This window comes from Variovorax sp. 05L425 (genome assembly GCF_056397705.1).
In genome coordinates, this window is sequence record NZ_JBFTNY010000010.1 from 19,404 (window position 1) to 46,295 (window position 26,892).

At 67.4% G+C, this 26,892-nt stretch carries 23 protein-coding genes and 1 pseudogene; 12 read left to right on the top strand and 12 right to left on the bottom strand.

The genetic code is table 11. The features are described from left to right. Positions 1-112: 112 nt before the first annotated feature. Both AC1DN9_RS13225 and AC1DN9_RS13230 read left to right on the top strand, forming a co-directional pair. A pseudogene (locus AC1DN9_RS13225) lies at positions 113-247 on the top strand (LysR family transcriptional regulator); the annotation flags it as partial. Between the two features lie 66 nt (positions 248-313). Then, a complete protein-coding gene (locus AC1DN9_RS13230; RefSeq protein WP_478101117.1) occupies positions 314-1,021 on the top strand; it encodes a LysR substrate-binding domain-containing protein in 708 nt (235 codons plus the stop codon). Positions 1,022-1,079: 58 nt separating this feature from the next. On the opposite strand, the gene AC1DN9_RS13235 is transcribed toward AC1DN9_RS13230, so the two are convergent. The 5 genes from AC1DN9_RS13235 to AC1DN9_RS13255 are packed head-to-tail and all read right to left on the bottom strand — an operon-like array spanning position 1,080 to position 4,901. Beyond that, on the bottom strand, positions 1,080-1,859 hold the full coding sequence (locus tag AC1DN9_RS13235) for a cyclase family protein (protein ID WP_478100801.1): 780 nt from the start codon (positions 1,857-1,859) through the stop codon (positions 1,080-1,082). Between the two features lie 28 nt (positions 1,860-1,887). Continuing rightward, on the bottom strand, positions 1,888-2,289 hold the full coding sequence (locus tag AC1DN9_RS13240) for a RidA family protein (RefSeq protein WP_478100802.1): 402 nt from the start codon (positions 2,287-2,289) through the stop codon (positions 1,888-1,890). Beyond that, positions 2,286-3,269 carry a Bug family tripartite tricarboxylate transporter substrate binding protein gene (locus tag AC1DN9_RS13245; RefSeq protein WP_478100803.1) on the bottom strand — a complete coding sequence of 328 codons (984 nt, stop codon included), beginning with the start codon at positions 3,267-3,269 and terminating at the stop codon, positions 2,286-2,288. The genes AC1DN9_RS13240 and AC1DN9_RS13245 overlap by 4 nt, the downstream gene beginning before the upstream one ends. Positions 3,270-3,309: 40 nt before the next feature. Then, positions 3,310-3,756 carry a hypothetical protein gene (locus tag AC1DN9_RS13250; protein WP_478100805.1) on the bottom strand — a complete coding sequence of 149 codons (447 nt, stop codon included), beginning with the start codon at positions 3,754-3,756 and terminating at the stop codon, positions 3,310-3,312. A gap of 8 nt (positions 3,757-3,764) precedes the next feature. Continuing rightward, positions 3,765-4,901, bottom strand: a complete 1,137-nt coding sequence (locus tag AC1DN9_RS13255; protein ID WP_478100807.1) for an aminotransferase class V-fold PLP-dependent enzyme — start codon at positions 4,899-4,901, stop codon at positions 3,765-3,767. A 35-nt stretch (positions 4,902-4,936) separates the two neighbouring features. On the opposite strand from AC1DN9_RS13255, the gene AC1DN9_RS13260 reads away from it, so the two are divergent. The 3 genes from AC1DN9_RS13260 to amaB all read left to right on the top strand — a co-directional run bounded on the left by AC1DN9_RS13260 (position 4,937) and on the right by amaB (position 8,567). Next, positions 4,937-5,629, top strand: a complete 693-nt coding sequence (locus AC1DN9_RS13260; protein ID WP_478100809.1) for a Crp/Fnr family transcriptional regulator — start codon at positions 4,937-4,939, stop codon at positions 5,627-5,629. 236 nt (positions 5,630-5,865) lie between these two features. Then, positions 5,866-7,068, top strand: a complete 1,203-nt coding sequence (locus tag AC1DN9_RS13265) for a saccharopine dehydrogenase family protein (RefSeq protein ID WP_478100811.1) — start codon at positions 5,866-5,868, stop codon at positions 7,066-7,068. Continuing rightward, a complete protein-coding gene (amaB, locus tag AC1DN9_RS13270) occupies positions 7,065-8,567 on the top strand; it encodes an L-piperidine-6-carboxylate dehydrogenase (RefSeq protein ID WP_478100813.1) in 1,503 nt (500 codons plus the stop codon). Before AC1DN9_RS13265 ends, amaB begins: the two co-directional genes overlap by 4 nt. A gap of 8 nt (positions 8,568-8,575) precedes the next feature. Here the strand turns inward: amaB and amrS are convergent, their stop codons facing one another. Together amrS and amrB are read right to left on the bottom strand one after the other, a co-directional pair. Continuing rightward, positions 8,576-9,640 (bottom strand): AmmeMemoRadiSam system radical SAM enzyme, encoded by a 1,065-nt coding sequence (amrS, locus tag AC1DN9_RS13275; protein WP_478100814.1) that lies wholly within the window; start codon positions 9,638-9,640, stop codon positions 8,576-8,578. Next, positions 9,637-10,440: an AmmeMemoRadiSam system protein B gene (amrB, locus tag AC1DN9_RS13280; protein WP_478100815.1), complete on the bottom strand. Its 804-nt coding sequence runs from the start codon at positions 10,438-10,440 to the stop codon at positions 9,637-9,639. Before amrB ends, amrS begins: the two co-directional genes overlap by 4 nt. A gap of 91 nt (positions 10,441-10,531) precedes the next feature. On the opposite strand from amrB, the gene AC1DN9_RS13285 reads away from it, so the two are divergent. Continuing rightward, positions 10,532-10,738, top strand: a complete 207-nt coding sequence (locus AC1DN9_RS13285; protein ID WP_478100817.1) for a DUF6494 family protein — start codon at positions 10,532-10,534, stop codon at positions 10,736-10,738. Between the two features lie 116 nt (positions 10,739-10,854). Here the strand turns inward: AC1DN9_RS13285 and AC1DN9_RS13290 are convergent, their stop codons facing one another. The 5 genes from AC1DN9_RS13290 to AC1DN9_RS13310 form a co-directional block, all read right to left on the bottom strand. Further along, positions 10,855-11,313 (bottom strand): Lrp/AsnC family transcriptional regulator, encoded by a 459-nt coding sequence (locus AC1DN9_RS13290; RefSeq protein WP_478100818.1) that lies wholly within the window; start codon positions 11,311-11,313, stop codon positions 10,855-10,857. A 13-nt stretch (positions 11,314-11,326) separates the two neighbouring features. After that, entirely contained in the window at positions 11,327-11,785 is a 459-nt protein-coding gene (locus AC1DN9_RS13295) for a RidA family protein (protein ID WP_478100820.1), read from the bottom strand. Next, positions 11,785-12,780 (bottom strand): transglutaminase family protein, encoded by a 996-nt coding sequence (locus tag AC1DN9_RS13300; RefSeq protein ID WP_478100822.1) that lies wholly within the window; start codon positions 12,778-12,780, stop codon positions 11,785-11,787. Before AC1DN9_RS13300 ends, AC1DN9_RS13295 begins: the two co-directional genes overlap by 1 nt. Before the next feature lie 2 nt (positions 12,781-12,782). Beyond that, positions 12,783-15,449: a circularly permuted type 2 ATP-grasp protein gene (locus AC1DN9_RS13305; RefSeq protein ID WP_478101118.1), complete on the bottom strand. Its 2,667-nt coding sequence runs from the start codon at positions 15,447-15,449 to the stop codon at positions 12,783-12,785. A gap of 150 nt (positions 15,450-15,599) precedes the next feature. Next, positions 15,600-19,103, bottom strand: a complete 3,504-nt coding sequence (locus AC1DN9_RS13310) for a transglutaminase family protein (RefSeq protein ID WP_478100824.1) — start codon at positions 19,101-19,103, stop codon at positions 15,600-15,602. 282 nt (positions 19,104-19,385) lie between these two features. Between AC1DN9_RS13310 and AC1DN9_RS13315 the strand changes: the two genes are divergently transcribed. Genes AC1DN9_RS13315 through AC1DN9_RS13340 form a run of 6 tightly spaced genes read left to right on the top strand, consistent with a single transcriptional unit; the run spans position 19,386 to position 26,877 of the window. Further along, on the top strand, positions 19,386-20,702 hold the full coding sequence (locus tag AC1DN9_RS13315) for an MFS transporter (protein WP_478100826.1): 1,317 nt from the start codon (positions 19,386-19,388) through the stop codon (positions 20,700-20,702). A 2-nt stretch (positions 20,703-20,704) separates the two neighbouring features. Then, on the top strand, positions 20,705-21,433 hold the full coding sequence (locus AC1DN9_RS13320) for a maleate cis-trans isomerase family protein (protein WP_478100828.1): 729 nt from the start codon (positions 20,705-20,707) through the stop codon (positions 21,431-21,433). A gap of 30 nt (positions 21,434-21,463) precedes the next feature. After that, positions 21,464-22,891 carry a dihydropyrimidinase gene (gene hydA / locus AC1DN9_RS13325; protein WP_478100830.1) on the top strand — a complete coding sequence of 476 codons (1,428 nt, stop codon included), beginning with the start codon at positions 21,464-21,466 and terminating at the stop codon, positions 22,889-22,891. Between the two features lie 25 nt (positions 22,892-22,916). Continuing rightward, positions 22,917-23,672, top strand: a complete 756-nt coding sequence (locus AC1DN9_RS13330) for an aspartate/glutamate racemase family protein (protein ID WP_478100832.1) — start codon at positions 22,917-22,919, stop codon at positions 23,670-23,672. A 59-nt stretch (positions 23,673-23,731) separates the two neighbouring features. Next, positions 23,732-24,439 (top strand): GntR family transcriptional regulator, encoded by a 708-nt coding sequence (locus AC1DN9_RS13335; RefSeq protein WP_478100834.1) that lies wholly within the window; start codon positions 23,732-23,734, stop codon positions 24,437-24,439. A 26-nt stretch (positions 24,440-24,465) separates the two neighbouring features. After that, entirely contained in the window at positions 24,466-26,877 is a 2,412-nt protein-coding gene (locus tag AC1DN9_RS13340; protein WP_478101120.1) for a DNA internalization-related competence protein ComEC/Rec2, read from the top strand. The last annotated feature ends 15 nt before the right edge of the window (positions 26,878-26,892 follow it).

Here is a 26,892-nt window from a genome sequence, read left to right on the forward strand (position 1 = left end):
GGGCTGATCGGTGCCAACCCATCTGACAGGGAACATGCTGTCACACGCTGCTGCGCACGGCAAAATCAAAGAACTCAGCTGCAGGTGAGGAAAACTCATCCACGTCACGTCCATGAGAAAGCTGCCCCCTCTGCGATCGCTCCAGGCCTTCGAGGCTGCCGCCAGGCTTGGCAGCTTCAAGGCGGCGGCCGCCGAACTCCATGTGACGTCTACAGCCATCAGCCATCAGATCCGGCTCCTGGAAGAGACCTGCGGGCACAGGCTGTTCCAGCGCCATCCGCGACCTCTGGTGCTCACGGGCGCGGGGGCGAGGTTGTTCCCGGCGCTGCGTGATGGCTTCGATGCGCTTGTGAGTGCGGTGGCCTCGATTTCAGAGTCCGGCGCGCCCGTACCACTGCGCGTGACCAGCCCCAATGCGTTTGCGAGCCGATGGCTGGTTCCGCGCCTGCCTGCGTGGCGGGAGCGATATCCGGACATTCCGCTCGAGATCATCGGAACGGATGCGGTCCTGGATCTTCGATCCGGCGACGCCGATGTGGCGATCCGCTACGCCCGGACCATGCCGACCGGGTTTGTCGTTCAGGAGATCTGTCGGGACATGTTCTATCCGGTCTGCAGTCCGGCGCTGCTGGCGAAGGATGGACAGGCCATCGAGCGCGCCTCGGATCTGCTGCGTTTTCCCCTGATTCACTTCGACTGGATGACCCGGGATCCGCAGGCGCCCACCTGGCGGCAATGGCTGGCGACCGCAGGCCTGATCGATCCCGACCTGGCGGTGATCGACAAGACGTGGGCGATCAGCTTTCGGGAGGAACTGCATGCGATCGACGCCGTGGTTGCGGGGCAGGGGATCGCGATCTGCAGCGATGTGGTGGTGGGGCGTGAATTGAATTCCGGGGCGCTGGTCAAGGCGCACCCGCTGTCGCTGCCGGGATATGGCTTTTACGTCGTCACCATGGCCCGTCATTTGCGGCAAGCAGAGATCGAGGCGTTTGCGACCTGGATGGGGACGGCAGACTGAGCGGAGCCTGCGGCCCACGCAAACTTCCGTGCCCCGTGTGCGCGGCGGCTCGGGCGCGCTAAGCCTCGACCAGCGCGAGCACGCGCAACGGACTGCCCGAGCCTTCCTGGATCTTCAGCGGCGCCGACACGATCAGCGCCCCGGTGGGAGGAAGCTGATCCAGATTCTTCAGGCACTGAAGCCCATATCGGTTGGCGCCATGCATCAGCGTGTGGCAGGGGTAGGCCAGCGGCCAGCCGTACGACTGGCCGGCATCCGTGTTGATGGTCTCGACGCCGAACCCATGCACGTTCCGCTCGCGGATCAGCCACTCGACCGCCGCCTGGGTCGGGCCCGGCGTGTGCGCGCCGTCTTCGCGCATGTTGACGAAGGCGGCCGGGTCGCCGAGCCGCTTGGACCAGTCGGTGCGGAACAGTACCCAGGCACCTTCGGGAATGCGGCCATGGGTGGATTCCCAGGCTTCGAGGAACTCGACGGTGAGCAGCCAGTCGGGGTTGTCCGCGACCTCCGCGCTGGCGTCGATGACCACGGCGGGCGCGATGAAGTTGTCGGGCGCGATGGTGTCGACGGTATTGCGCGGGTGGTCCTTGCCCGTGACCCAGTGCGCGGGCGCATCGAAATGCGTGCCGGTGTGCTCGCCGCATGAAAAGTTGTTCCAGTACCAGCCCGGGCCGGCTTCGTCGTAATGGGAGATGCGCTCCATCTTGAACGGGGAGACCTGGCCGAACTGCGGCGGCAGTTGCAAGGCGGGGAAGTCTTCGCTCAAGGTGTGCGTCAGGTCGATCGTGCGAACCGTCTGGTTGCGCATGGCCTGGGCCAGTTCGGTCAGGATAGTCATCGGTGGGTCCTGTGAAGAGAAATGGAGATTAAACGCTGCGCCGCGCGGTCACTTCAAGCTCGACCTTCGCGCCTTCCACGGCCAGGGCGCTGCAGAGCGTGGTGTTCGCCGGGCGGTTGCTGCCCAGGCGGCGCCGCAGCACCTGGCTGACGGCCACCACGTCGCCACGGTCCGGGATGTAGACGCGCACGCGGACCACGTCGGCCAGGCTTGAATGCGCCTGCGAGAGGGCGCTCTCGATCGTGTCGAGCGCGACCTCGCATTGCTGCTCCGCCGTCGCAGGAAACTCGCCGGTCGCAAAGTCCTGCCCCAGCGTGCCGGAGACGAAGACCCATTCGCCGTCGACCACCGCGCGCGAGTAGCCGGCCAGTTCTTCCCAGCGCGAGCCGCTCTGGATGAATTCGCGTCCCATGTTCGACGCGTTCGTCATTGCGCCTTGAAGCCCGACTCGCGAATCACCTTGCTCCAGTTGCGGTTGGTGTCGACCACCCATTGCGCGACCTCACGGGCCGGCGCCGGATCAACCTCGTTGCCCATCTTCGCAAGGCGTTCCTGCAGTTCGGGCTCCGCCAGCACGGTCTTCATCGCCTGGTCGAAGGTCTCGACGAATTCCGGCGACATGCCCTTCGGTCCGAAGAAGGCCAGCCAGGGATTCTTGTCGATGCCGCTGAACCCGAGTTCTCGGAAGGTCGGGATTTCCGGTGCGGTCTTGCTGCGCTCCTGGCCCGAGCTGGCCAGGATGTGGACCTTGCCGTTGCGGTGGTATTCGATCAGCTCGGTCATCGAGGCGATGCCGATCGGGATCTGGCCGGCGAGCAGGTCCTGCACCATGGGCGCGCCGCCCTTGTAGGGCACCGAGTTCATCGTGACGCCGAAGGACTTGCCGATGATGTGGCCGATGAACTGCGGCACGCTGCCTGCGGCTGGCACGCCGTAGTTGGCCTCGGTCGGATGCGCCTTCACCCAGGCGCGGAGTTCGGCCATGTCCCTGACGCCGGTGGAGGCGCTGACGGCGAGCACGTTGTAGTAGCCCGCCACGCCAGCCAGCGCGGTGAAGTCGTTCACCGGGTCGTAGCCGGCGGCGGCGACCGTCAGAGGAATGATCACCTGCGTGTGGTCGATCGACAGCATGATCGTCGAGCCGTCCGGCGGCGCGGCCTTGAGCAACTGCGCGGCAATCTGCCCCCCGGCGCCGGGCTTGTTGTCGACGATGAAGACCTGGCCGTTCATGGCCTTGCCGAGCTTGTCGACGATGGCGCGTGCCACCACGTCCGTGGCGCCGCCCGGAGGAAACCCCACCAGCACGCGGATCGGACCGGTGTAGGGCTTCGTGGCGGCGAACAATGGCGACGAGAGCGCGGGCGCGAGCAGGGCGGCGGTGAATGCCTGGCCGAAGTGACGTCGGTTCATGGTTTTTTCCTCGTGGTGGTTTTCGGAGAACTGGCGGGTGCTATCCGTGGTGCTTCTGCAGATCCAGCCGAGCCTGGATCAACAGCACTTCGACTTCGTGGCAGCGCACGAGGCGCAGCCACCGGTCATCGTCCATGCCGGGTGTGCGTGACGCGAGCAGGCTGATTCGGCAGCAATCGTTGCCTTGGGCGAAGGCGGTGCCGGGTTCGACCACGGCGCTGATGCGCGGGCTCAACGCTTCCGGCGAGCCGCCCACGTGGTACACGACCGTGAGGCGCGCCGCGTCGGCAACGGGACGCACCCAGCTCGGCTGATCGTCGAACAGGGAGTGGCCCTGCACCACGCCGTCGCCGACGGACCGCGTCTGCCAGCACCCCATTGCCCATTGCCCGAGTTGAAGGCCGTCGGCAAGAAAGGCCAAGGCGACATCCGCGGACACCCGGCACACGATCGAGGCGCGATGCGACGGCAAGGAAAGCGTCGACATTGGGGACATCAGCGTGTCAGGCGCGCCAGTTCGCGCAGGGCGCCGACAACGTCGTCGGCGGTGTTGTAGAAGTGCGGGGCGATGCGAATGACGTCGTTGCGCGCCGAGACGACGTAGCCGGCTTGCAGCATCTGTGCCTCGACCTGCGCGGCATTCGGGATGCGGACCGCCGTATTGGCGCCCTTGGCGGAAGGCGTCGCCGGGCTGGCCACCGACAATCCCAGGCGTGCGGCTTCTTCGAGCGCGACCTCGGACAGTTGCGCCAGGTACGCCTCGATGGCGGGCACGCCGATCTCGTTGAGCAGGCCGATGCTGGCGCGCGCCACGCTGGCGCACATCATGGGCGGCGTGCCCGTGTTGAAGCGCTGGGCGCCGGCGGCGAAATCCAGCTTGCCGGGGTCGAACTCGAAGGGGTTCACGCGGCCGAACCAGCCGGTGACCGTGGGCGTGAGGTGCCGCGCGAGTTCGGGCCGCACATAGAGGAAGGCGATGCCCGGAATCCCGAGCAGGTACTTCTGTGCGCCGGCGGCGAGGATGTCGATATCCTGCGCGCGGACGTCGATCGTGATCGACCCGGCCGACTGGTATGCGTCGACGAACTGGACGGCGCCGTGCCTGCGCGCTTCGCGGCCGGTGGCGGCGATGTCGACGATCTGGCCGTCGTAGAAGCAGGCGTGCGACACCGACACCAGCGCAGTCTGCGCGTCGATGGTTGCCGCGATGCGGCGCGTCGCATCCGTGCTGCCGGCATGGCCCTGCACGAAGCGCACCTGTGCGCCGCGAGGCTGCTGCGCCAGCCAGACGTGACAGAGCGACGGGAAGTCGAGCGTGGTGGTGACGATGTCGCGGCGATCGCCCTCGAACCGAAGCGACGAGGCGATGCTCGACGCGGCATCCGACACGCTGCCCAGCACGGCGATGTCATCAGCATCGGCATGGATCATGCGAGCGAACTCCGCGCGCGCCAGCGCCACCTGGTCCATCCAGTAGCCCCAATCGGCACCGCGCCGAATCCAGACGTCGAGGTATTCGTCGATCGCGCGCTTGACCGGCAGGCTGAGCGCGCTTTGCGAGCAACTGGACAGCTGGATCGCGTTGTCCAGGATAGGGAAGAGCTTTCGGTACGAAGAGAATGGGTGTTTCATGAACTTGCCTTGTGCGACGACAAGGCCTTGAGGCGATGAACAAGAATGCCGACACGGCAGCTTCCCCTTCGGCGTGGATCGAGGTGCCGCATTTCGGTTGGAACACACTGATCGCGGACAGTGCGCCCACGGTGTTGTTTCGCAAGGGGGAAACCCTGTATTCGCAGGGCGACCCCGTCACGCGCGTGTATGTGGTGGAGGAGGGGCGCGTGCGCCTGGTGCTGCTGTCGGAGGCCGGCCATGAGAAGCACATGGCCATCGTCGGCACGCACGGCATGGTCGGGGAGTGCAGCGCATTCCTCGATGGCCGGCACTCCGTGAGCGCCGTGGCCTCGTCGGATGTCGTCGCGCGCCAGGTCGAGCGCGCGCAGTTGCTGCAGCGCATGGAGCGCGATCCGGAATGCCTGCGCCAGGTGCTGTGGCTCATGAGCGTCAAGCTGCGTGTGCTGGCGAACCAGAACCTGCTGCTGAGCCAGGCGACGGCGGCCCAGCGGGTGATCCATCATCTGGTGCAACTGGCCGACACGTACGGCGAGGTGCAGGCGGCCGGTGTTTCGATCCGCATTTCCTTCACGCACCAGGAGATGGCCAACATCACCGGCCTCAGCCGCGTCATGACCTCGAACGTGCTGATTCAGCTTCAGGATGAGGGACTGATCGAGATGGCCAGGTCGCATTGCGTGATTCGCGATATGCAGGGGTTGAGGCGGCGTGCGCCGGGTCTGTGATGCGTTTTGAAAGGTTGTGGGCCAGTTTAGGAATGCGCCGGAACGCCGTATGTCAACGGCTTTACATCGGCTGATGTTTTTTCGCGGCCGACCTTTCGACCTTTCGACCTTTAGATCATTCGCCCCGTCGTTTCGTCCGAAAGGCGCGGCGCTTCGCCGCAATGCTGGCTTCCGCCTGCCAGCATCCGACTCTAGAGTTGGGCAGGTGCCGGCGAACGCCGTGGAAGGGGACCCTCATGAACACGCTCAATCTCGGAATCGTCAAGGTGCTKGTCCTGGGCGCCGGCAAGGTGGGGGCCACGGTGGCCGACATGGTGGCCGAGTACCACCACCTGCCCGTCACGCTCGCCGACCGCATCCATCCGCCGCACGCGCCTGGCGACCGGCTGGTGTCGCGCGCGCTCGTCGATGTCGAGAACGACACGGCACTCGCTGCGGCTCTGGCTGGCCATGACGTGGTGATCAACGCCTTGCCCTTCTATCTCGCGGCACGCGTTGCAGCCGCGGCCCGCGCCCATGATGTGCACTACTTCGACTTGACCGAAGACGTGGCCGCAACCACCGCCGTCCGTGCCATGGCCGATGGCGCGAACGCCGTGCTGATGCCGCAGAGCGGACTCGCACCCGGCGTGATCGGCATGCTGGGCGGCCACCTGGCGGGGCGCTTCGACGAACTCTACGACCTGCACCTGCGCGTCGGCGCGCTCTCGCGCCATGCGACCAACGGCCTGCGGTACAACTTCACCTGGAGCATCGATGGCGTGATCAACGAGTACTGCCAGCCGTGCGCGGCCATTGCGCAGGGCCGGCCGGTGTCGGTGCAGCCGCTCGAAGGCCACGAGACGCTGGTGCTCGACGGCGACACCTACGAAGCCTTCAACACCTCGGGCGGGCTCGGAACGCTCTCCGAGACACTGGCCGGACGAGTGCGCAACCTCGACTACAAGACGATCCGCTATCCCGGCCACCGCGATGCCATGGCTTTCCTGTTGCACGACCTGCGCCTGATCGAGCGGCGTGACCTGCTGCGGCAGGTGCTCGAACAGGCCGTGCCGCACAGCCGGGAGGACGTCGTGATCGTGTTCGCTTCGGCATCCGGCCTGCGAGGCGGACGCTTCGAGCAGGAAACCCGCATGGCGCGCATCCACGGCGGCCGGCTGCGCGGCGTGGACCGGACCGCGATCGAACTGGCGACTGCGGCCGGCGTGGTCGGCGTGTTCGAGTTGCTGCGAAATGGCCGCCTGCCGGCACGTGGATTCGTCGGACAGGAGCACGTGTCGCTCGAAGACTTCCTTGCCACCCGCGTCGGCGGCTGCTATGCCGCGCTGGGCGCACCGGGCGCCGACGCGGCACCGCCCAGCCCGCACCGCGGCACGACCTTCGCTCATACTTGGCCGCCACAGGCGCGACGCCGCGCCAGGAAGGAGCCCAGCGAATGAACGACCTGCGAAATGTCTTCGAACGGAGCGGCATCGCCGCCTCCGAACTGTCCGGTGGCACCTTGGCCGTGCGCTCGGCCGTCGAAGGCGCCGAACTGGCGCGGCTGCACGAGACACCGATGGCAACGATGCCCGACGTGATCGGGCGGTCGGCTGCCGCCTTCCGCCATTGGCGCGAAGTCCCGGCGCCGGCGCGCGGCGAGCTGGTTCGCCTGTGGGGCGAAGAGCTTCGCAAGGCGAAGGCCGACATCGGCCACATCGTGTCGATCGAGGTCGGCAAGATCGCGCAGGAAGGCCTGGGCGAAGTGCAGGAGGGCGTCGACATCTGCGAATTCGCGCTCGGCCTGTCGCGGCAGCTCTATGGCAAGACCATCGTGTCCGAGCGGCCCGGCCACCGCATCATGGAGCAGTACCACCCGCTGGGCCCGGTGGCGGTCATCACGGCATTCAACTTTCCGAGCGCGGTGTTCGCGTGGAACGCAGCCATCGCGCTGGTGTGCGGCGACCCGGTGATCTTCAAGCCGTCGGAGAAGGCGCCCTTGTCCGGGCTCGCGACGTTCAGGGCCTTGGAGCGCGCGATGGCGCGATTCGACCGCGCGCCGGAGGGACTCGCGCAGATCGTCATCGGCCGTGCGGCACAGGCGCAGGCGCTCGTCGACAGCACCGACATCGCGCTGGTGTCCGCGACCGGCTCCACGCGCATGGGCCGCGAAGTCGGTCCGCGCGTCGCCGCACGCTTCGGCCGGCGCATCCTCGAACTCGGCGGCAACAACGCGATGATCGTGACGCCCGCCGCCGATCTCGACATGGCACTGCGGGCGATCCTCTTCAGCGCGGTGGGCACTGCCGGCCAGCGCTGCACCTCGCTGCGCCGGCTCATCGTCCATCGCACCGTCAAGGACGCGCTGATCGCCAAGCTGCTGCCGGCCTATGAAAGCCTGCGCATCGGGCATCCGCTGGAGGAGGGCACGCTGGTCGGCCCGCTGATCGACGGGGCGGCGTACGACACATTGCGGCGCGCCATCGACGATGTCGAGGCGCAGGGCGGACGCATTCTCACAGGCGGTGATCGCGTGCTGGCCGAGCGCTTCCCCGAGGCCTTCTACGTGCGTCCCGCCATCGCGGAGATGCCGACGCAAACCGAACTGGTTCGCCGCGAAACCTTCGGTCCGCTGCTTTATGTGCTCAGCTACGAGGATCTCGACGCGGCGATCGCGATGCACAACGATGTTCCGCAGGGACTGTCGTCGTGCATCTTCTCGAATGACTTGCGCGAGGTCGAGCGCTTCATCTCTGCGGCCGGTTCCGACTGCGGCATGGCCAACGTCAACATCGGCCCGAGCGGCGCGGAGATCGGCGGCGCATTCGGCGGCGAGAAGGAAACCGGCGGCGACCGCGAGAGCGGGTCCGACGCGTGGAAGCAGTACATGCGGCGCACCACCAACACCATCAACTTCTCGACCGAACTGCCGCTGGCGCAGGGCATCCGGTTCGGTTGAGTTGCTCGCTACGCAGCCAGCCGCAGCGGAATCCGCCGCCGCCCGAAGCCTTTCTCGAAGGCGCCGAAGCGGCCGGCGATCGGCGTGCCGCAATGCGGGCAGATGCCGCGCTCGTCGAGTTGGCAGTCCAGCACGAGATACCAGTCGCGCCGCACCAGCGCTTCGTGGCATTGCGGGCAGAAGGTGGTGCCGCCTTCGACGTCGTGCACGTTGCCGGTGTAGACGTGGGGCAGCCCGTTGGCGAGCCCGATCGCGCGGGCTCGCTTCAGCGTGGCCGGTGGCGTCGGGGTGACGTCGAGCATCTTGTAGTCCGGATGAAATGCCGTGAAGTGCAGCGGCACATCCGGCCCGAGCCGGTCGGCGATCCAGCGCGTCATCGCATCGATCTCGGCATCGCTGTCGTTGTGACCGGGAATCAGCAGCGTGGTGATCTCGAACCAGCAGTCGGTCTCGAACCGCAGGTACTGCAGCGTGTCGAGCACCGGCGCGAGGTGGGCGCCGGTCTGCTGGAAGTAGAAGTGCTCAGTGAAGCCTTTCAGGTCGACGTTCGCCGCGTCCATGTGGTCGTAGAAAGCGCGCCGCGGCTCGGCATGCATGTAGCCCGCCGTCACCGCGACGCTGTGCAGGCCGAGCGCGTGGCAGGCGTCGGCGGTGTCCATCGCGTACTCGGCAAAGATCACGGGGTCGTTGTAGGTGAAGGCCACGCTCGCGGCGCCGCTTGCGCGCGCCGCCTCGGCGATTCGTTCGGGCGAGGCAGCGTCCATCAGCCGGTCCAGTTCGCGGCTCTTCGAGATGTCCCAGTTCTGGCAGAACTTGCAGGCGAGGTTGCAGCCCGCCGTGCCGAAGCTCAACACGCTGCTGCCGGGAAAGAAGTGGTTGAGCGGCTTCTTCTCGATCGGATCGATGCAGAAGCCCGAACTGCGCCCGTAGGCGGTGAGCACCATCGCGTCGCCCACGCGCCGGCGCACGAAGCACATCCCGCGCTGGCCTTCGTGCAGCCGGCAGTCGCGCGGGCACAGGTCGCACTGGATGCGCCCGTCGTCGAGCCGGTGCCACCAGCGGCCGGGCGTCATGGCAGCGCTTCGAAAGCGATCGAGCAGTAGCCGACCACGCGGTCGTGGGTGCCGGCGGTATCGCCCGAGTTGCGCAAGTCGAGCAGCCGAGGCGCGAGGCCCTGCCGGCGCGCGGCGACCAGCGCGCCGTTGATTGCCGTCGATCCGCAGGCCTCGTGTGGCGAGAGGCCGGCGTCGAGCCGCAGGATGCGTTCCGCGGTGGCCCGGTCGGCGACGCGGGCCTGGGCGTACGGCAGGTAGTGCGACAGGTCGGAGCTGATCACGATCACCGTCTCCGTGCCGCCCCAGAGCCGCTCCAGCACTTGCGCCACCGCCTCCGCGCCGGCGTCGCCAACCACCAGCGGCACGAGCGTGAAGTGGCCGAGCACGGCCTGGAGGAATGGCAACTGGACTTCGAGCGAATGCTCGCGCTCGTGCGCCGCGTCGTTGCGGATCACCTGCGGCAGGTCGTCGAGGCTGGCGAGCGCCTCGGCGTCAAGCGGGATGCGGCCCAGCGGTGTCTCGAAGGCCGTGGCCTCTGGGGCAGCGAGGCCGCGCACCCGCACGCGATGCGCGGGGCCAAGCAGCACGACGCGGCGGATGACGGGCTCGCGCCGCCGTCCGAGCAGGGCATACGCGCGCGCGGCGATCGGGCCGGAATATTCGTAGCCGGCGTGCGGCGCGATGAGCAGTTTCGGTGGGGGGAGTGCACCCTCGCTATCGGCAACTTCGTCCAGGTAGCCCGCGATCTGCCCGCGCAGCGCGATGGGCGCGGCGGGGTAGAACAGGCCGTCGACAGCGGCGCGGCGCACGGCAGGCATGGGCAGGACTCCTACCGTTGAATTTGAACCTTCTGCGGCTGAAAATCAACCTTGGCCGGCTTCGCCGAAGCGCCTCATCCGGGAGATCGCCATGAATGAAGAGACCTTCAATCTCAGCATCCGCAAGTTTCTCAAGATGGTCGGCGTCAGCTCACAGCGCGAGATCGAACAGGCCGTGGCGAAGGCGGTTGCGGCGGGGGCGGTCGCCGGCAACGCCGCCTTGCCGGCCAGGATGACTTTGGAGATCCCGGGCCTCCAGCTGAAGATCGGGTTCGACGGCGAGATTCGGCTGGACTGAGATCTCCCCCAGCCTCGCCCACTTCGTGTGGCTCGGGCACCCCCTCTCCGGGGGCAACCCTGGCGGCCCGGCGAAGCCGGTTCCGCGGGGTTTCTGGAGTGGGCTGAGCCGCCCCGTCAGGCTGCCTGAGGCGGTGGCGCCACGGCGCTGCGGCGGTCGATCTTGCGGCTGAGGACCACCGAGGTGTGCGTGTGCTGGATGCCTTCGATCAGGCCAATGCGGTCGAGCAGCGCGTCGAGCTGCTCGTTGCTCTCGCAGCGCAGGAACACCATGTAGTCGTACGGGCCACTGACGGCTGAAAGCTCCTCGACTTCGGGCAGGCGTTCGAGCGCGCGGACGACGGCGGCGCCAGTCTTCGGTGCAACGACGAGGCCGCAATAGGCGCGCACCGCCGCCTGTTCGAGCCGCTGGCCGAGTCGCACACCGTAGCCTGAGATCACGCCTTCGCGCTCGAGCCGCGCAATACGGGCGACGACCGTGGTGCGTGCCAACTTGAGCTTGCGCGCCAGCGTCGCCGCCGGCTCGCGTGCGTTGGCCTGGAGCAGGCTCAGCAGATGGCGGTCGGTGTCGTCCAAGACGGATGCAGCTTCAGTCCACTTCGGCGATCAGCTCGATCTCGACGCAGGCGCCCATCGGGACCTGCGCGACGCCGAAGGCGCTGCGGGCGTGGGCACCTTTTTCGCTGCCGAAGACTTCGGCGAGCAATTCGCTGGCGCCATTGGTCACGAGGTGCTGCTCGGTGTAGGTGCCGACCGAGTTGACCAGGCTCATGACCTTGACGACGCGCTTGATCTTGTTGAGATCGCCCACTGCGGCGTGCAGCGTGCCGAGGAGGTCGATCGCGATGGCGCGAGCGGCCTGCTTGCCTTCGTCCGTCGTCATCGTGGCGCCGAGCTGGCCGACCCACGGCTTGCCGTCCTTCCGCGCAATGTGGCCCGAGAGGAAGACCAGCTTGCCGGTCTGCACGAAAGGCACGTAGGCCGCGGCCGGGACCGAGACGGGCGGCAGGGTGATGCCGAGGCTGGAGAGTTTGTCGTAGATGCTCATCAAGGCTCCTGGTTCTGGGATTGCGTTTGCGATTGCGTTTGTGTTTGTGATTGCGTCTGCGTCTGCGTCTGCCTCTGCGCGACTTGCACCGCTTCGTCCCGGCGCTCCTCCAGCGGCAGCACCGTGACACCAACGTGCAGGGTATGCCGCGCGCCGCCGTGCAGCACGCCGCGCATCGGCGACACGTCGGAGTAGTCGCGGCCGATGGCCAGCGTCACGTAGTCTTCGCCGGGCTGGCGGCCGTTGGTCGGATCGAAGTCAGCCCAATCGCCCGGGCCGTCCTCGCCGGGCAAATAGACCGATACCCAGGCGTGCGACGCGTCGGCGCCGACCAGGCGGGGCTCGCCGGGCGGCGGCTGTGTGAGCAGATAGCCGCTCACGTAGCGCGCGGGCAAGCCCATGGTGCGCAGGCAGGCGATCATGATGTGCGCGAAGTCCTGGCACACGCCCTTGCGCTGCGCGAGCGCCTCGATGGCCGGCGTGCTGATCTCGGTGCTGTCGGCGTCGTAGGTGAAGTCGCGGAACATGCGCATCGTCAGGTCCATCGCGGCGTCGAAGGCCGGACGGCCGGCCGCGAAGCTGGCGCGCGCGTAGGCGGCAAAGTCGTCATGGCGCGGCACGTAGCGCGAGGGGAAGACGAATTCCGCCGCGGGGTCGTAGCTCGAACCCTTCACGTAGCGGAAGCGCTCGCGTACTTCTTCCCATGGCAGGTCGCGCGCCACGGCGGACGACAGCAGCGGCTCCGAAGTCTCGACCACGCTCTCGGCCGTGACGACGAGTTCCTCGTGCGTGGATTCGAGTGCGAAGAAGGCGCGCGTGTTGCCGTAGACATCGGGCGACTCGCTGCTTTGCGCAGGCGTCGGGCTGATGGTCAGCGCGTGGCTCACCAGCCGCTGCGATGCCGTGCTCATGGGCTTCAGGTGCGCGAGGTGCTGCGCCGTCTCCACCGGCGGGGTGTAGTCGTAGCGCGTCGAATGCGTAACGTGCAGCAGCATGGTCAGGCTCCCACCGACCTGAGTGATTCGGACGTGAGCGTGAAGTAACGCGTGCCGATCGCGTCCGACACGTGGTAAGCGGCCGTCTCGCAGGCGGTGAACAAGTGGACGAGCGCAGGATACTGCGCATCGGGCCCGGCTTCGCACAGACGTTCCAGCGTCCACTCGTCGGGATCGGGCAGTTCGTAGGACAGGGCGGTGAGCCTGTCGGGCGCGCTGCCCGCCAGCTTGGCGATGCGCTTGCGCAGTGTTTGCGCGACCCAGCACAGCGAGCGCGGGTTGTCGCCGTCGAGCACCAGCAGGTCGACCAGCGTCGCCACGTCGCGGCGCTGCTGGTAGCGGGCGTGGAAGGTAATCGTGCTGTCGAACACCGCCACCATGGCCTCGAACCCGCTCACCTCATGCACCGAGCCGTGCTCGAAGCCGGCCGTGAGCGCGCTGCAAAGGAAGGCCAGGCGCTCGATGTGCCGCCCGATGGACAGCAGGCGCCACGCATCGTCGCGCGTCATGCGGTCGGTCTGGGCGCCGGTCATGGCGGACAGTGCGCTGCTTGCCGATTCGAGCAGGCGCAGCGCGGCGCTGGTCTCGTAGCCGGCTTCGCCTTTTTCGCCGGCTTGCTCGGCGCTGCGGCGGAGGAAGTCGGTCTCCGCACGCACGATCTGGTTCCAGTGGTCCTGCGACAGCCGTTCGCGCACCGCGGCGGCGGACTGGCGGATGCAGCGCAGGCTGTAGCCCACGCTGCCGCCGTGGTCGACGTCGCCCAGTTCCGCGATGAGTGCACGTTCGAACACGCGGCGCGACTTGGGCAGGCTCGGCACTTCGCGCGGCACCAGCGAATTGCGCAGCGCCAGTTGGTGCAGCCAGACCAGCAACGCGTGGGAGGATGCGTCCTCGCCGCCGAGCAGATCGAGCGTGACGCGCGCGAGTCGCACCGCGTTTTCGGCGCGCTCGGTGTAGCGGCCCAGCCAGAACATGTTTTCCGCTGCACGGCTGGTAACCGGCGCGCGGTGCCGCGCCAGCGAGGCCGGCGTGGCGTGGGGGTGCAGCCGGGTGGTCCGATCGACTTCGCCCGGCGTCTGCACCCACACGTCGGCGCTGCTGCCGCCGCGCTGCATCGAGGCGATCTGCGCATCGCGCCCCGCCAGGCGGGCGAGGCCGCCGGGCAGCACGCGCCAGGAACGCGGCCCGTCGCTGATCGCGAAGACGCGCAGCAGGACCGAGCGTGGTGCGATGTGGCCGCGACCGAGGTCCTGCGTCCAGGTCGGCATCTGCGAGAGCGGGAGGTAGCTCTGCACCGTGTGCTCATCGCCCTGGCGCACGATGCGGCCCGCCCATTCGTCGAGGTCGCGGCGCCCCATGTGGCGTCCGAGCACTGCATCGAAGCTGGCGTGCGAGTCTTCGCCGGTATAGGTGGACTTGATGGCGCAGTCGGCCAGTTGCGGCAACACCGCTTCCATGGCGGCGCGCTCGCCGCACCACCAGGTAGGCAGCGCGGGGAGTTGCAGCTTTTCGCCGATGAGGCGGCGCGCGAGAGCGGGCAGGAAGCCGAGCAGCGCCGGCGATTCCAGAAAGGCCGACCCGGGCATGTTGGCGACCAGCACGTTGCCGGCGCGGATCGCCTGCAGCAAGCCCGGCACGCCGAGCGTCGAATCGGGCCGCAATTCCAGCGGATCGAGAAACTGGTCGTCGAGCCGCTTGATGAGCCCGTGCACCGGCCGCAGGCCCTGCAGCGTCTTGAGGTAGAGCCGCTGGTCGCGCACCGTCAGGTCATTGCCTTCGACCAGCGTGACGCCGAGGTAGCGCGACAGGTAGGCGTGCTCGAAATAGGTTTCGTTGTAGGGCCCGGGCGTCAGCAGCGCGATGTGCGGCGGCTGCCCGGCGGGGCACATGCCTTGCAAGCCTTCCATCATCGCGTTGTAGGTTGCGGCGAGGCGCTGCACCTGCAGGCTCTCGAAAGCCTGCGGAAACTGGCGCGTGATCGCTAGGCGGTTTTCGAGCAGGTAACCGAGGCCCGAAGGCGCCTGCGTGCGCTGCGAGACCACCCACCAGTTGCCGTCGGGTCCGCGCGCCAGGTCGAAGCCGGCGATGTGCAGCCAGGTGTCGCCGGGCGGCTTGACGCCGTGCATCGCGCGCAGATAGCCGGGATGCCCCTGCACCAGTGCGGGCGGCAGCAGGCCTTCGGCCAGCAACTGCTGAGGCCCGTAGACATCGGCCATCACGCGATCGAGCACACGCACGCGCTGCTGCACCCCGGCCTCGATCTGCGCCCAGCTTTCGGGCGAGACGATCAGCGGGAACAGGTCGAGCGACCAGGGCCTCTGAGGGCCGTCGGTATCGGCATAGACGTTGTAGGTGACGCCGTTGTCGCGGATCTGCCGCTCCAGGCTGATGGCGCGCCGCGGCAGGTCGTCGAAGCCGCCAGGGCCGAGATGCTCGAAGAAATCGGTCCAGCCCGGGGCCAGGGGGGCTTGCTCGCGGGGCGCGCCGTCGTCCTGTTCGGCGACGCGCGCAGCGGGTGGAACAGATGCGGCATCGTGAAGCGGCGCGGGCTGCGACGACGCGCCGAGGCGCGAAGCGCTCTGCGGCGAGGCGGCACCGCGCAACTCGTCGAAATGGCCCGGCAAGGCCGGGGGAGCGAGCGCCGAGGCCAGGTCGGCAGGCGCCTCCATCGCTTGCGCGTCGAAGAGGGATTCGTTCAGTGGGTCCACGGTGTCATTGTCACTCGCCCCCAGGTTGCCCGCACTTCGTGTCGGGCGCCCACCCCCTGCCGGGGGCAATACCGGCGGCCCGGCGAAGTCGGTTCCGCGGTATTCCTGGGCTTAGCGGCGCAGGTCCAGCGTGAAGGGGAACTCGCGGCTGCCGGCGATTTCGATGGTTGCCGGCGGGGTGGTGAGCAATCCGGGTGTGTGTCCCATGCGTGAGAAGCGCGAGTGGCGACGGCTCTCGGCCTCGTAGGCGTTGACGGGGAAGGTGTCGTAGTTGCGGCCGCCCGGGTGCGCCACGAAATACTGGCAGCCGCCCAGCGAGCGCTTCATCCAGGTGTCGACCAGGTCGAAGGTCAGCGGGGCGTGGGCGCCGATGCTCGGATGCAGCGCCGAGGGCGGATTCCACGCCTTGTAGCGCACGCCGGCAACGAACTCGCCCGTGGTGCCGGTGGGTTGCAGCGGCAGCACCTTGCCGTTGACAGTGACGACATGCCGGCTCTCGTTGAGCCCGGTGACGCGCACTTCGATGCGTTCGAGCGACGAGTCGACATAGCGCACGGTGCCGCCCGCCGAGCCTTCCTCGCCCATCACATGCCACGGCTCCAGCGCGTTGCGCAATGACAGCTCGATGCCCATGGCCTGCACCTGGCCGACCAGCGGGAAGCGGAACTCGAAATGCGGCGCGAACCAGTTGGGGTCGAAGGCAAAGCCCGCCTGCCGCATTTCGCTGATGACGTCGTCGAAGTCCATCTTCACGAAGGTCGGCAGCAGGAAGCGGTCATGCAACTCGGTGCCCCAGCGGGTGGCCGGCGCAGCGTAGGGCGCGTCCCAGAAGCGGGCGATGAACGCGCGCAGCAGCAGTTGCTGCGCGATGCTCATGCGCGCATGCGGCGGCATCTCGAAGGCGCGCAGTTCGAGCAGGCCCAGCCGGCCGGTGCTGGAGTCCGGCGAGTAGAGCTTGTCGATGCAGAACTCGCTGCGGTGCGTATTGCCGGTGACGTCGACGAGGATGTTGCGCAGCGTGCGGTCAACGAGCCAGGCGGGCATGTTCTGCCCGTAGATCTCGCGGTTGCGCGCGATTTCCTTCAGCGCGATCTCGAGCTCGTAGACCTGGTCGTTGCGCGCCTCGTCGACGCGCGGCGCCTGGCTGGTCGGGCCGATGAACATGCCCGAGAACAGGTAGCTCAGCGACGGGTGGTTGTGCCAGTAGAGCAGCAAGCTGGCGAGCAGCTCGGGCCGTCGCAGGAAGGGGCTGTCCGTCGGCACCGCGCCGCCCAGCACGAAGTGGTTGCCGCCGCCGGTGCCGGTGTGGCGGCCGTCGGTCATGAACTTCTCGGCCGACAGGCGCGTCTCGAAGGCCGCGTTGTAGAGGAACTCCGTGTGGTCGACCAGTTCGCCCCAGTTGTGCGCCGGATGGATGTTGACTTCGATCACGCCCGGATCGGGTGTGACCTGCAGCATCTTCAATCGCGGATCGCGCGGCGGCGGGTAGCCCTCCATCACGATCTTCACGCCGAGTTGTTCGGTCGTGGCTTCGACGGCCGCGACGAGATCGAGGTAGTCCTCCAGGCGCGCGAGCGGCGGCATGAAGACATAGAGCACGCCCGAGCTGTCGCCGACCTTCTCGGCCGCCGGACCGTTGGCGCGGCGCGGGTCGCGCACTTCCACGCACAGCGCGGTGCGCGTGACCCAGTGGGCCGATTCGCCGCGACGCGGATGACGTGCAATGGTGGGATCCTGCGTCGCGTCGGCGTGTTCACCGCCATCGCCGCCTTCACCGCCCGGCGTCTGCATGCGCACCGTGGCTGGCGTGGCCTGAGGATTGCCGAAGGCGTAGGGCACGGCGCCGCGGTCTGCGTCCGGCCCCGCGGGTGCGCTCGCATAGCGCGCGCGGTAATCAGCGGCGGTGGGCAGGCTGCCGCGCGGCGCGGTCGGATCGCGCTCGACGAGGTAGGGGTAGTCGCCCTTGCTGGCCCAGGGCTGGGAATCGAGCGGGAGGCGATAACCCATCGGCGAATCGCCGGGGATCAGGTACATGCGGTCATCGCGCAGGAACCAGGGGCCGGTCTTCCATCCCGGGCCAGCCAGTGCGGGCGCATCGGCGTCGGCGTTCGAGGCCTCGATGGGCAGCATGTAGCCGATCACGGCATCGAGCTTCTGGGTGAACACGCGGCGCAGGCGCACGCGTTCCATCTCGTCGTCGAGTTTCGAGTCGAAAGGATCGACATTGACCGGCAGCCGGCGTTCGCGCCAGAGGTAGTAGTAGACGTCTTCGTAGCCGGGCTGGATGTAGCGCTCGGTCAGGCCGAGACGGTGCGCGAGCACGGTGGTGAAGCGGCGCGCGTCTTCGCTCGTGTAGTGCGTGGGGGTGCGTTCATCGGCGAAGAGTTCGGGGTTGTGCCATAGCGTCTCGCCGTCGGCGCGCCAGAAGATCGACAGCGCCCAGCGCGGCAACTGCTCGCCCGGATACCACTTGCCTTGCCCGAAGTGGAGGAAGCCGCCCTTGCCGTATTCGGCGCGCAGCTTGTGCACGAGTTCGGTGGCGTAGAAGCGTTTCGTGGGGCCGAGCGCCTCGGTGTTCCATTCGGGCGCGTCGCGGTCGGTGGTGGCGACGTAGGTCGGTTCGCCACCCATGGTGAGGCGCACGTCGCCGGCTTTCAGGCGCTTGTCGACCGCCTCGCCGAGCGCGAGCACCTCGGCCCATTGCTCTTCGGTGTAGGGCTTGGTCACGCGCGGCGATTCGTGAATGCGCGTGACGTTCATCTCGTGGCCGAACTCGACCTCGGCGTCATCCACCACGCCTTCGATCGGTGCGGCGCTCGACGGCGTCGGTGTACAGGCGAGCGGAATATGGCCTTCGCCGGCCAGCAGGCCCGACGTGGCGTCCAGCCCGATCCAGCCGGCGCCTGGGAGGTAGACCTCGCACCATGCGTGCAGGTCGGTGAAGTCAACGGTCGTGCCGCTCGGACCGTCGAGCGCTTTCACGTCCGGCGTGAGCTGGATGAGATAGCCCGACACGAAGCGCGCAGCCAACCCGCAATGGCGCAGCAGTTGCACCAGCAGCCAGCCCGAGTCACGGCACGAGCCGGAGCCGTTGGTGAGCGTCTCTTCCGGCGTCTGCACGCCGGGCTCCATGCGGATCAGGTAGTTGACGTCCTTCTGCACCTGCTGGTTGATCCCCACCAGGAAATCGATGGTGCGCTGCGTCTTGCGATCGATCTTGTCGAGGTAGGCCTGCACCAGCGGCGTGGCCTCGTCGGCGACGAGGTAGGGCGCCAATTCCTGCGCCTGTGCTTCGGTGTACTTGAAAGGGAAGTTCTCGGCCTGCGGTTCGAGGAAGAAGTCGAAGGGGTTATAGACCGCCATCTCGACCACGAGATCGACCGTGACCTTGAATTCGCGCGTCTTCTCGGGAAACACGAGCCGCGCGAGGTAGTTCGCGAACGGGTCCTGCTGCCAGTTGATGAAGTGCTGCTCGGGTTCGACCCGCAGCGAATACGAAATGACGTTGCTTCGGCAGTGCGGCGCCGGGCGCAGGCGGATCACCTGAGGCCCTAGCTGCACTGGACGGTCGTACTTGTAGTGAGTGACGTGGTGAAGTGCGGCGTGAATGGACATTCTTTTTCCGTGCGTCGAGCGTGCCTCGGGTGGCTCGCATACTAGCCCACACCGGAAGCAATTAGCGCGCCATAAAGGCGTGCCAGGGGTTTCCCGGGTTCGCCGGTGTCGGGAGGGTGTCGCTCCGCATCCGTGCTTCGACATAGGTGTTTTCGATAGTGTTGGCGTTATTGTCAACAACGACGTTGACAGTTGTGTTGTCAGAGCCTAAATTGCGCCTCATCAGCTTCCGCTCGGGGCTTGCGAGGGTCCGAGGGCGATATGCAACCAAGGAGACAACAGATGCAATCCACCACGGCTCTGCCGCAAACGGCGCTCGCCAATCCAGCCCTCCAGCCCTCCAAGGTGCGCTGGAAGATCTTCCTGATGATGTTGTTCCTGATCTCGATCAACTACATCGATCGGGCTTCGCTGTCGGTGGCCATGCCGCTGATCGCCAAGGAGTTCGACATCGGCCCGGCGGTGCAGGGCCTGCTGCTCAGCTCCTTCTTCTGGACCTATGCCTTGATGCAGATTCCGGGCGGCATGCTGGCCGACCGCTACGGCCCGCGCGTGGTGATTGCCGGCGCCACCCTGGGCTGGGGCTTTTTCCAGGCGATCGCCGCTGTTTGCACCGGCTGGGTCCCGCTGCTGCTGACGCGGCTGGGCCTCGGAGCCGCTGAAGCGCCGATCTACCCGGCTGGCGGCAAGCTCAATGGCATCTGGATGACCCAGACCGAGCGGGGCCGCGGCGCGACCTTGCTCGATGGCGGCGCACCGCTTGGCGCCGCGCTGGGCGCGATCCTCATCTCGGCCTTGATCGGCCTGCTCGGATCCTGGCGCCTCTCGTTCGTCATTGCCGGCATCGGCACCGTGCTTGCCGGCTTCTTCGCCTGGAGCTACATCCGCAACCATCCGCGGCAGCATCCTGGCGTCAATGAAGCCGAGGCAAGCTACATCGAGGCCAGCCATGCCGCCGATGCCGCCAAGGAATCGAAGGATGCGAGCGGCCGCGTGCTGGACTTCTTCCGCTACCGCTCGGTGTGGGGCATGTTCTTCGGCTGGATGTGCTTCAACGCACTGTTCTACGGCCTGCTCACCTGGATGCCGAACTACCTCTCGAAGGTGCACGGTTTCGACATCAAGCAGATGGGCGGCGCGGTGTTCATCATGTTCTTCTCGGGCTTCGTCGGCGAAATGTTCGGCGGGTGGCTCGCCGACAAGTGGCAGGCGAGCGGAGCGTCGCAAGGGAAGGTGCTTCGCACGCTGTTCGGCTTCTCGTCGATCATTGCCACCGCCTCGATCTACATGGTTTCGCAGATCACCGACCCGATCGCTGTCGTCGTCCTGTTGTCGGTGACGCTGTTCTTCCTGCGCTGGTGCGGCCTGTTCTGGTGCGTGCCGGCGATCCTCGGCACGCGCGCCCGGGTCGGCTTCCTCGGCGGCACCATGAACCTGGGCGGCAATGTGGCGGGCATCGGCGTGCCGATCGTGGTCGGCCTGATCGTGCAAGCCACAGGCTCCTACTTCCTGGCGCTGATGCTGTTCGCGGCAGCGGGTGCCGGACTGTTCGTCTGCTCGACGATGTTGATCGACTACAGCAAGAAGCTGCCGGTCTGATGATGGCTCAGCGCAAACTCATTGGCGTGCTGACGCCGTCGTCCAACACCGCGCTCGAACCGCTGACCAGCGCGATGGTCAGTGGCGTGCCTGGTGTCTCGGCGCACTTCTCGCGTTTCACCGTCACCGAAATCTCGATGCGCGATGCGTCCCTGAACCAGTTCGACGACAGCAAGATCCTCGAAGCCGCACGGTTGCTGGCCGACGCGAACGTCGACGTGATCTGCTGGAGTGGCACCTCGGCCAGCTGGCTCGGCTTCGAGAAGGACCGGGCACTGTGCGCCCGCATCACCGAGGCGACCGGCATTCCGGCCACCACCTCGGTGCTGGCGCTCAACGAACTCCTGGCGGCCCAGGGCGCGCGCACGCTGGGCCTGGTCTCGCCCTATGTCGAGGACGTGCAGCGGCGCATCGTCGCCAACTACGCCGGCATCGGCATTGACTGCGTCGCCGAGCGGCACCTCGACCTGACGGTGAACTTCTCGTTCAGCGAAGTCGGGCCCGACACGCTGCGCCGCATGCTTCGCGAGGTGGCCCGGGAGAGGCCCGACGCCATGACCATCATGTGCACCAACCTGCAAGGTGCGCAGCTGGTCGAAGAGATGGAGCGCGAACTCGGCATCCCGATCTACGACTCGGTGGCCACCGTGGTGTGGAAGGCGTTGAAGACCGTCGGCGTCGACCTGCGCAGCGTCAAGGGCTGGGGCCGGTTGTTCGACGCGCACGCCTGAACTCGAATCAGAATCCCGCAAAAGAGAAACATGACCATTCGCGAACTTGATCTGGTGGTGCGCAATGCCCGCGTCGCGACCGCCAGCGACACCTTCGATTCGGACATCGGCATCCGCGACGGCCGCATCGTGCAACTCGGCCTCGATCTGCCCGCCGGGCGGCAAGAGATCGACGCCGCCGGCCGCTACGTGACGCCGGGTGGCGTCGATGCCCACTGCCATCTCGACCAGCCGATGGAGCCGCCGGTGCGCATGGCCGACGACTTCGACACCGGCACCCGGGCCGCGGCCTGCGGCGGCACCACGACGGTGATTCCGTTCGCCGCCCAGCACAAGGGGCAGTCGCTGCGCGCCGCCGTGCAGGACTACCACCATCGCGCCGAAGGCCGTGCCCACGTCGACCACGCTTTTCACCTGATCGTCAGCGACCCGACCGAGGAGGTGCTGAAGCACGAACTGCCGCAGTTGATCGCCGAGGGCTACACCTCCTTCAAGATCTACATGACCTACGACGACCTGAAGCTCGACGACGGCCAGATCCTCGACGTGTTGTCGGTGGCGCGCGAACAGGGCGCGATGGCGATGATCCATGCCGAGAACGCCGACTGCATCGAATGGCTGACCAAGCGCCTCGAAGCCAGCGGCCGGACGGCGCCGCGCTTCCATGCACATTCGCGGCCGATGCTGGTCGAGCGCGAGGCGACGCACCGCGCGATCGCGCTGTCGGAGCTGGTCGACGTTCCGATCATGATCGTCCACGTCTCGGGCCGTGAGGCCGTCGAGCAGATCCGCTGGGCGCGCGCGCACGGCCTGAACGTGTTCGCCGAGACCTGTCCGCAGTATTTGTTCCTGACCGCCGAGGATCTCGGCATCGACGACAGCTATCAGGGCGCGCGCTGCATCTGCAGCCCGCCGCCGCGCAACCGCGACAACCAGCAGGTGATCTGGAACGGCCTGGCCGATGGGCTGTTCACGATCTTCTCGTCGGACCACGCGCCGTTCCGCTTCGACGCGCCCGAAGGCAAGAAACCCGGCGGCGAGGAGGTCGCGTTCCGTCATATCCCCAACGGAATTCCGGGCATCGAGACGCGGCTGCCGCTGCTGTTTTCGCACGGCGTGCTCGATGGTCGCATCACCATCAACCGCTTTGTCGAACTGACGTCCACCAATCCGGCCAAGGCCTACGGACTGCATCCACGCAAGGGCACGATCGCCGTGGGTGCCGACGCCGACCTGGTGGTCTGGGGTACCACGCCGCGCGCGATCCGCAATGCCGACTTGCACCATGCGGTCGACTACACGCCCTACGAGGGCATCGACGTCAAGGCCTGGCCGGCGGTGACGCTGGCGCGCGGCGAAGTCGTCTGGGACGGCGAGCGCTTCCATCCGCGGGCAGGGAAGGGGCAGTTCCTGCGCCGTGCGCAGCCGACCTTGCTGCCGGACCGCCGCCTCCGCTGAACAACGCACGCTTCGAGAGCACACCATGAACCTGCTGCTGATCAACCCCAACACTTCGCAAAGCGTTTCCGACCTGATCGCGGCCGAAGCCAGGCGTGCCGCGGCGCCCGACACGCGCATCGAAGTCCTGACCGCGCCCTTCGGCGTTGCCTACATCGAGACCCGGTTCGAGTCGCTGATCGGCGCCTACGCGACGGCCACCCTGGCGGCCGAGCATTGCGACAAACACGACGCCATCGTGGTGGCCGCATTCGGCGACCCCGGCATCGATGGGCTGCGCGAGGCGCTCGACATTCCCGTGGTCGGCCTGACCGAGGCGGCGCTCATGAGCGCCTGTTTGCTCGGCAAGCGTTTTTCGATCGTGGCGATCTCGCGCCGCATCACCGCCTGGTACCGCGAATGCGTGCAGGCCAATGGCCTGATCGACCGCATGGCGAGCATTCGCAGCCTCGACGGTCCGCTGAAGGACATCGGACGCGTGCAGGACGACCACGAGCAGCGCCTCGAAGCACTGTGCCTTTCGGCCGTCGAGGACGACGGCGCCGACGTGATCATCATCGCCGGCGCGCCGCTGGCGGGCTTGGCGCGTTCCATCAAGGACCGGATTCCGGTGCCCGTGGTCGACGGTGTGTCCAGCGCGGTCTGCCACGCGCAGACGCTGGTGTCGCTTGCGCCCGCACCGGCGCGGCGCGGCAGTTTCGCGCCGCCGCCGATCAAGCCCAACCAGGGTCTGCCGGAATCCCTGGCGCGCCTGTTGGCAGGCGGTGCCGGTCGCGCATGAAGCCGCGCGCCTGTGGCTGCAAGCCTTCGCTCGCAGCGGCACGGCTAGAATCGATTTCGATGGTCAGCAAAGCTTCCGCTCGCATTGAAAACGCTGCCGCCGCCCGCGAGCACGGCACCGATGAGATCGCGGAGAAAATCTCTTCAGCGATTCTCGAACACCGTCTGGCGCCGGGCACCAAGCTCGGCGAGGACCGCCTGGCGACGATCTTCGGCACCAACCGCGCCAAGGTGCGCGAGGTGCTGGCCCGCCTGGCGCACGAGCAGATCGTCGAACTCATTCCGCAGCGCGGCGCCTTCGTCGCAAAGCCCACCATCGAGCAGGCGCAGGATGTGTTCGAAGCACGCCGGCTGATCGAGCCCGGCGTATTGCGCCGGCTCATCGCCACGCTCGACGACGTCAAGCAGCAACGGCTGCGCCGCCATCTCGAACTCGAAGCCGAGGCGCGGCAGCGCGACGACAAGCGCGCCATCGTGCGGCTGTCGGGTGAGTTCCATGTGCTGCTGGCCGAACTGGCGGGAAACTCGGCGCTGGCCCGCACGATGCGCGAACTGTCGGCGCTGACATGCCTGATCATCTCCCTGTACGACGCACCGACCGCCACCAGTTGCCGCGCCGACGAACATGAAGAGATCGTCGACGCGGTCAAGCGCGGCAACGTCAAGCGTGCCGAGACCCTGATGCTTCAGCATCTCGATCACATCGAACAGAGCCTGAAGCTCGACGCCGACGTCGAAGAAGCCGACCTCGAAAGCATTCTGGGCTGACCCCGGCGTTGATTGTCTTTGCCGCGATGGCCGGTTCGGTGGTGGGCGCGGCGTTGCAATTGCAGCAGGCGGCGCTATGGCCTTGGACGGTCTACGCGGGGCTTGTGGTTGGCTCTCTGGTCGGCGGGTTGGTGTGGCGCCGGCGCATTCAGGCCGCCTTTCCATTTCTGTCTGTAGCGCTGCTGCTCGGAGCGATGGCCGGCGCCGGCCTGACGGGCTGGCGTGCGGCAACGTATGCGGAAGACGTGCTGCCGGCGGCGCTGGAAGGCCGCGACGTCCTGGTTTCGGGCGTGGTGGCCCAGATGCCCCAACGCGGCGAGGGCGGTGTGCGCTTCACATTGGAAGTCGAGTCGGCGCGGTGGGTCGATTCCACCTCGGAGGATGGACCACCGCCCGTGCCGCCGCGCATTGCGCTCGGCTGGTATTCGGAGGGCACCGGCCTTTGGGGTCGCGCCTCGGAGAATGCCGTCGAGACCGGTGCACCTTCGGCGGCCGGTCCGGTGCATGCCGGCGAACGCTGGCGTCTGGCGGTACGGCTGAAGGCGCCGCACGGTCAGCTGAATCCACACGGCTACGACCACGAACTCCGCCTGTGGGAGCAGGGCGTGCAGGCGACGGGCTATGTGCGCACCGGCCCGCGCGATCCGCGCCCCGAGCGCATCGGGACGACGTGGCGCCACCCGATCGAGCGCATGCGCGAATCCGTGCGCGATGCGATCCTCGAGCGGGTGGCCGACCGGCAGGCGGCCGGCGTGATTGCGGCGCTGGTCACCGGGGACCAGAACGCGATCGATCGCGCGGACTGGGATGTCTTCCGCGCGACCGGCGTTGCGCACCTCGTGGCGATCTCGGGGCTTCATATCACCATGTTCGCCTGGCTCGCGACGGCCGCGGTCGGCGGCCTGTGGCGGCGCAGCAGCCGCCTGACGTTGCGGTGGCCGGCGCAGCATGCGGGGCTGATCGGCGGCGTGACGCTCGCGACCCTCTATGCGGTGTTCAGCGGATGGGGATTGCCTTCCCAGCGGACGGTATGGATGCTGGCGGCCATCGCCTTCCTGCGCCTGTCCGGGCGACGTTGGCCCTGGCCTTGCGTTTGGCTGTTCGCTTGCGCGGTCGTGGTCCTGCTCGATCCCTGGGCGCTGATGCAGGCGGGTTTCTGGCTGAGTTTCGTGGCGGTGGGCGTACTGTTCGCCGCCGGGGCCGATGGAAGCGGTGGCGCCAACGCGGGCCGGCTGGCGCGACTGCTTCGAGAGCAATGGGTGGTCACGCTGGGATTGACGCCCTTGACGCTGCTGCTCTTCCAGCAGATTTCCGTCGTCAGCCTGCCGGCCAATGCCGTGGCGATCCCGTGGGTCACGCTCGTGGTCACGCCTCTGGCGATGCTCGGCACGGTGCTGCCGCCGATCTGGGACGTGGCCGCCTGGGCGGTTCAGGCCATGTCGGTGCTGCTGCAATGGCTCGCGCGCTGGCCGTTCGCGACGGTGTCGATGCCCGCGCCGCCACTCTGGATGGCGGTTGCCGGCGTCGCGGGAGGGCTCTTGCTCGTCATGCGCCTGCCGTGGTCGATGCGCACGCTCGGCCTGCCCTTGCTTCTGCCGGTGTTGCTCTGGCAGGCGCCGCGCCCGGTGTCGGGCGAGTTCGACCTCCTTGCCGCCGACATCGGGCAGGGCAACGCTGTCTTGGTGCGCACGGCCGGCCACAGCCTGCTCTACGACGCCGGGCCGCGCTACAGCCTCGAATCCGACGCAGGCAGCCGGGTGCTCGTCCCGCTGTTGCGGGCCCTGGGCGAGCGCCTGGATACCGTGGTCCTGAGCCACCGCGACAGCGACCACACCGGTGGCGCGCCGGCGGTGCTGGCGTCGCAGCCTCAGGCGGAACTGCTGAGTTCGATCGAAGCGGGCCATCCGCTGCAGCACCTCCGCGCCGCCCGGCGATGCCTCTCGGGCCAGCGCTGGACCTGGGAAGGCGTGGACTTCGAGATCCTTCATCCCGGCGAGAACGAGTACACCTTTTTCACCCGACCGAACGCGGTCTCCTGCGTGCTCCGCATCACGAACGGACGCGCGACGGCACTGCTGGCCGGCGACATCGAGCGTCTTCAGGAAACTGCCCTGGTGGTGCGCAACGCCGGTCTGGACGCCGACGTGCTGCTCGTTCCGCACCATGGGAGCAAGACCTCGTCGAGCCCGCTGCTGCTCGATGCGGTGCGCCCGCGCATCGCGCTGGTCCAGGCCGGCTGGCGCAACCGTTTCGGGCATCCGGCGCCGGAGGTGGTGCAGCGCTACGCCGAACGCGGCGTTTCATTGGTGGACACGCCGCACTGTGGCGCGGCATCGTGGTCCAGCGTTGCGCCGGATGAGGTGAACTGTCAGCGGCAAGCCGCGCGGCGGTACTGGCACCACGACGTTTCGTCATATTCCGCCGATATTTGGCCTTGAACTTGCTAAGCTACG

What these genes read in the sequence shown, in the direction of transcription:
- AC1DN9_RS13240 (WP_478100802.1), bottom strand. Translation starts at nt 2,289, where the DNA reads ATGACGAACGCGTCGAACATGGGACGCGAATTCATCCAGAGCGGCTCG.
- amrB (WP_478100815.1), bottom strand. Translation starts at nt 10,440, where the DNA reads ATGCCTGCCGTGCGCCGCGCCGCTGTCGACGGCCTGTTCTACCCCGCC.
- AC1DN9_RS13255 (WP_478100807.1), bottom strand. Translation starts at nt 4,901, where the DNA reads ATGAAACACCCATTCTCTTCGTACCGAAAGCTCTTCCCTATCCTGGAC.
- AC1DN9_RS13310 (WP_478100824.1), bottom strand. Translation starts at nt 19,103, where the DNA reads ATGTCCATTCACGCCGCACTTCACCACGTCACTCACTACAAGTACGAC.
- AC1DN9_RS13315 (WP_478100826.1), top strand. Translation starts at nt 19,386, where the DNA reads ATGCAATCCACCACGGCTCTGCCGCAAACGGCGCTCGCCAATCCAGCC.
- AC1DN9_RS13340 (WP_478101120.1), top strand. Translation starts at nt 24,466, where the DNA reads ATGGCCGGTTCGGTGGTGGGCGCGGCGTTGCAATTGCAGCAGGCGGCG.
- AC1DN9_RS13320 (WP_478100828.1), top strand. Translation starts at nt 20,705, where the DNA reads ATGGCTCAGCGCAAACTCATTGGCGTGCTGACGCCGTCGTCCAACACC.
- AC1DN9_RS13330 (WP_478100832.1), top strand. Translation starts at nt 22,917, where the DNA reads ATGAACCTGCTGCTGATCAACCCCAACACTTCGCAAAGCGTTTCCGAC.
- AC1DN9_RS13260 (WP_478100809.1), top strand. Translation starts at nt 4,937, where the DNA reads ATGAACAAGAATGCCGACACGGCAGCTTCCCCTTCGGCGTGGATCGAG.
- hydA (WP_478100830.1), top strand. Translation starts at nt 21,464, where the DNA reads ATGACCATTCGCGAACTTGATCTGGTGGTGCGCAATGCCCGCGTCGCG.
- AC1DN9_RS13300 (WP_478100822.1), bottom strand. Translation starts at nt 12,780, where the DNA reads ATGCTGCTGCACGTTACGCATTCGACGCGCTACGACTACACCCCGCCG.
- amaB (WP_478100813.1), top strand. Translation starts at nt 7,065, where the DNA reads ATGAACGACCTGCGAAATGTCTTCGAACGGAGCGGCATCGCCGCCTCC.
- AC1DN9_RS13250 (WP_478100805.1), bottom strand. Translation starts at nt 3,756, where the DNA reads ATGTCGACGCTTTCCTTGCCGTCGCATCGCGCCTCGATCGTGTGCCGG.
- AC1DN9_RS13285 (WP_478100817.1), top strand. Translation starts at nt 10,532, where the DNA reads ATGAATGAAGAGACCTTCAATCTCAGCATCCGCAAGTTTCTCAAGATG.
- AC1DN9_RS13295 (WP_478100820.1), bottom strand. Translation starts at nt 11,785, where the DNA reads ATGAGCATCTACGACAAACTCTCCAGCCTCGGCATCACCCTGCCGCCC.
- amrS (WP_478100814.1), bottom strand. Translation starts at nt 9,640, where the DNA reads ATGACGCCCGGCCGCTGGTGGCACCGGCTCGACGACGGGCGCATCCAG.
- AC1DN9_RS13335 (WP_478100834.1), top strand. Translation starts at nt 23,732, where the DNA reads ATGGTCAGCAAAGCTTCCGCTCGCATTGAAAACGCTGCCGCCGCCCGC.
- AC1DN9_RS13245 (WP_478100803.1), bottom strand. Translation starts at nt 3,269, where the DNA reads ATGAACCGACGTCACTTCGGCCAGGCATTCACCGCCGCCCTGCTCGCG.
- AC1DN9_RS13305 (WP_478101118.1), bottom strand. Translation starts at nt 15,449, where the DNA reads ATGGAGGCGCCTGCCGACCTGGCCTCGGCGCTCGCTCCCCCGGCCTTG.
- AC1DN9_RS13235 (WP_478100801.1), bottom strand. Translation starts at nt 1,859, where the DNA reads ATGACTATCCTGACCGAACTGGCCCAGGCCATGCGCAACCAGACGGTT.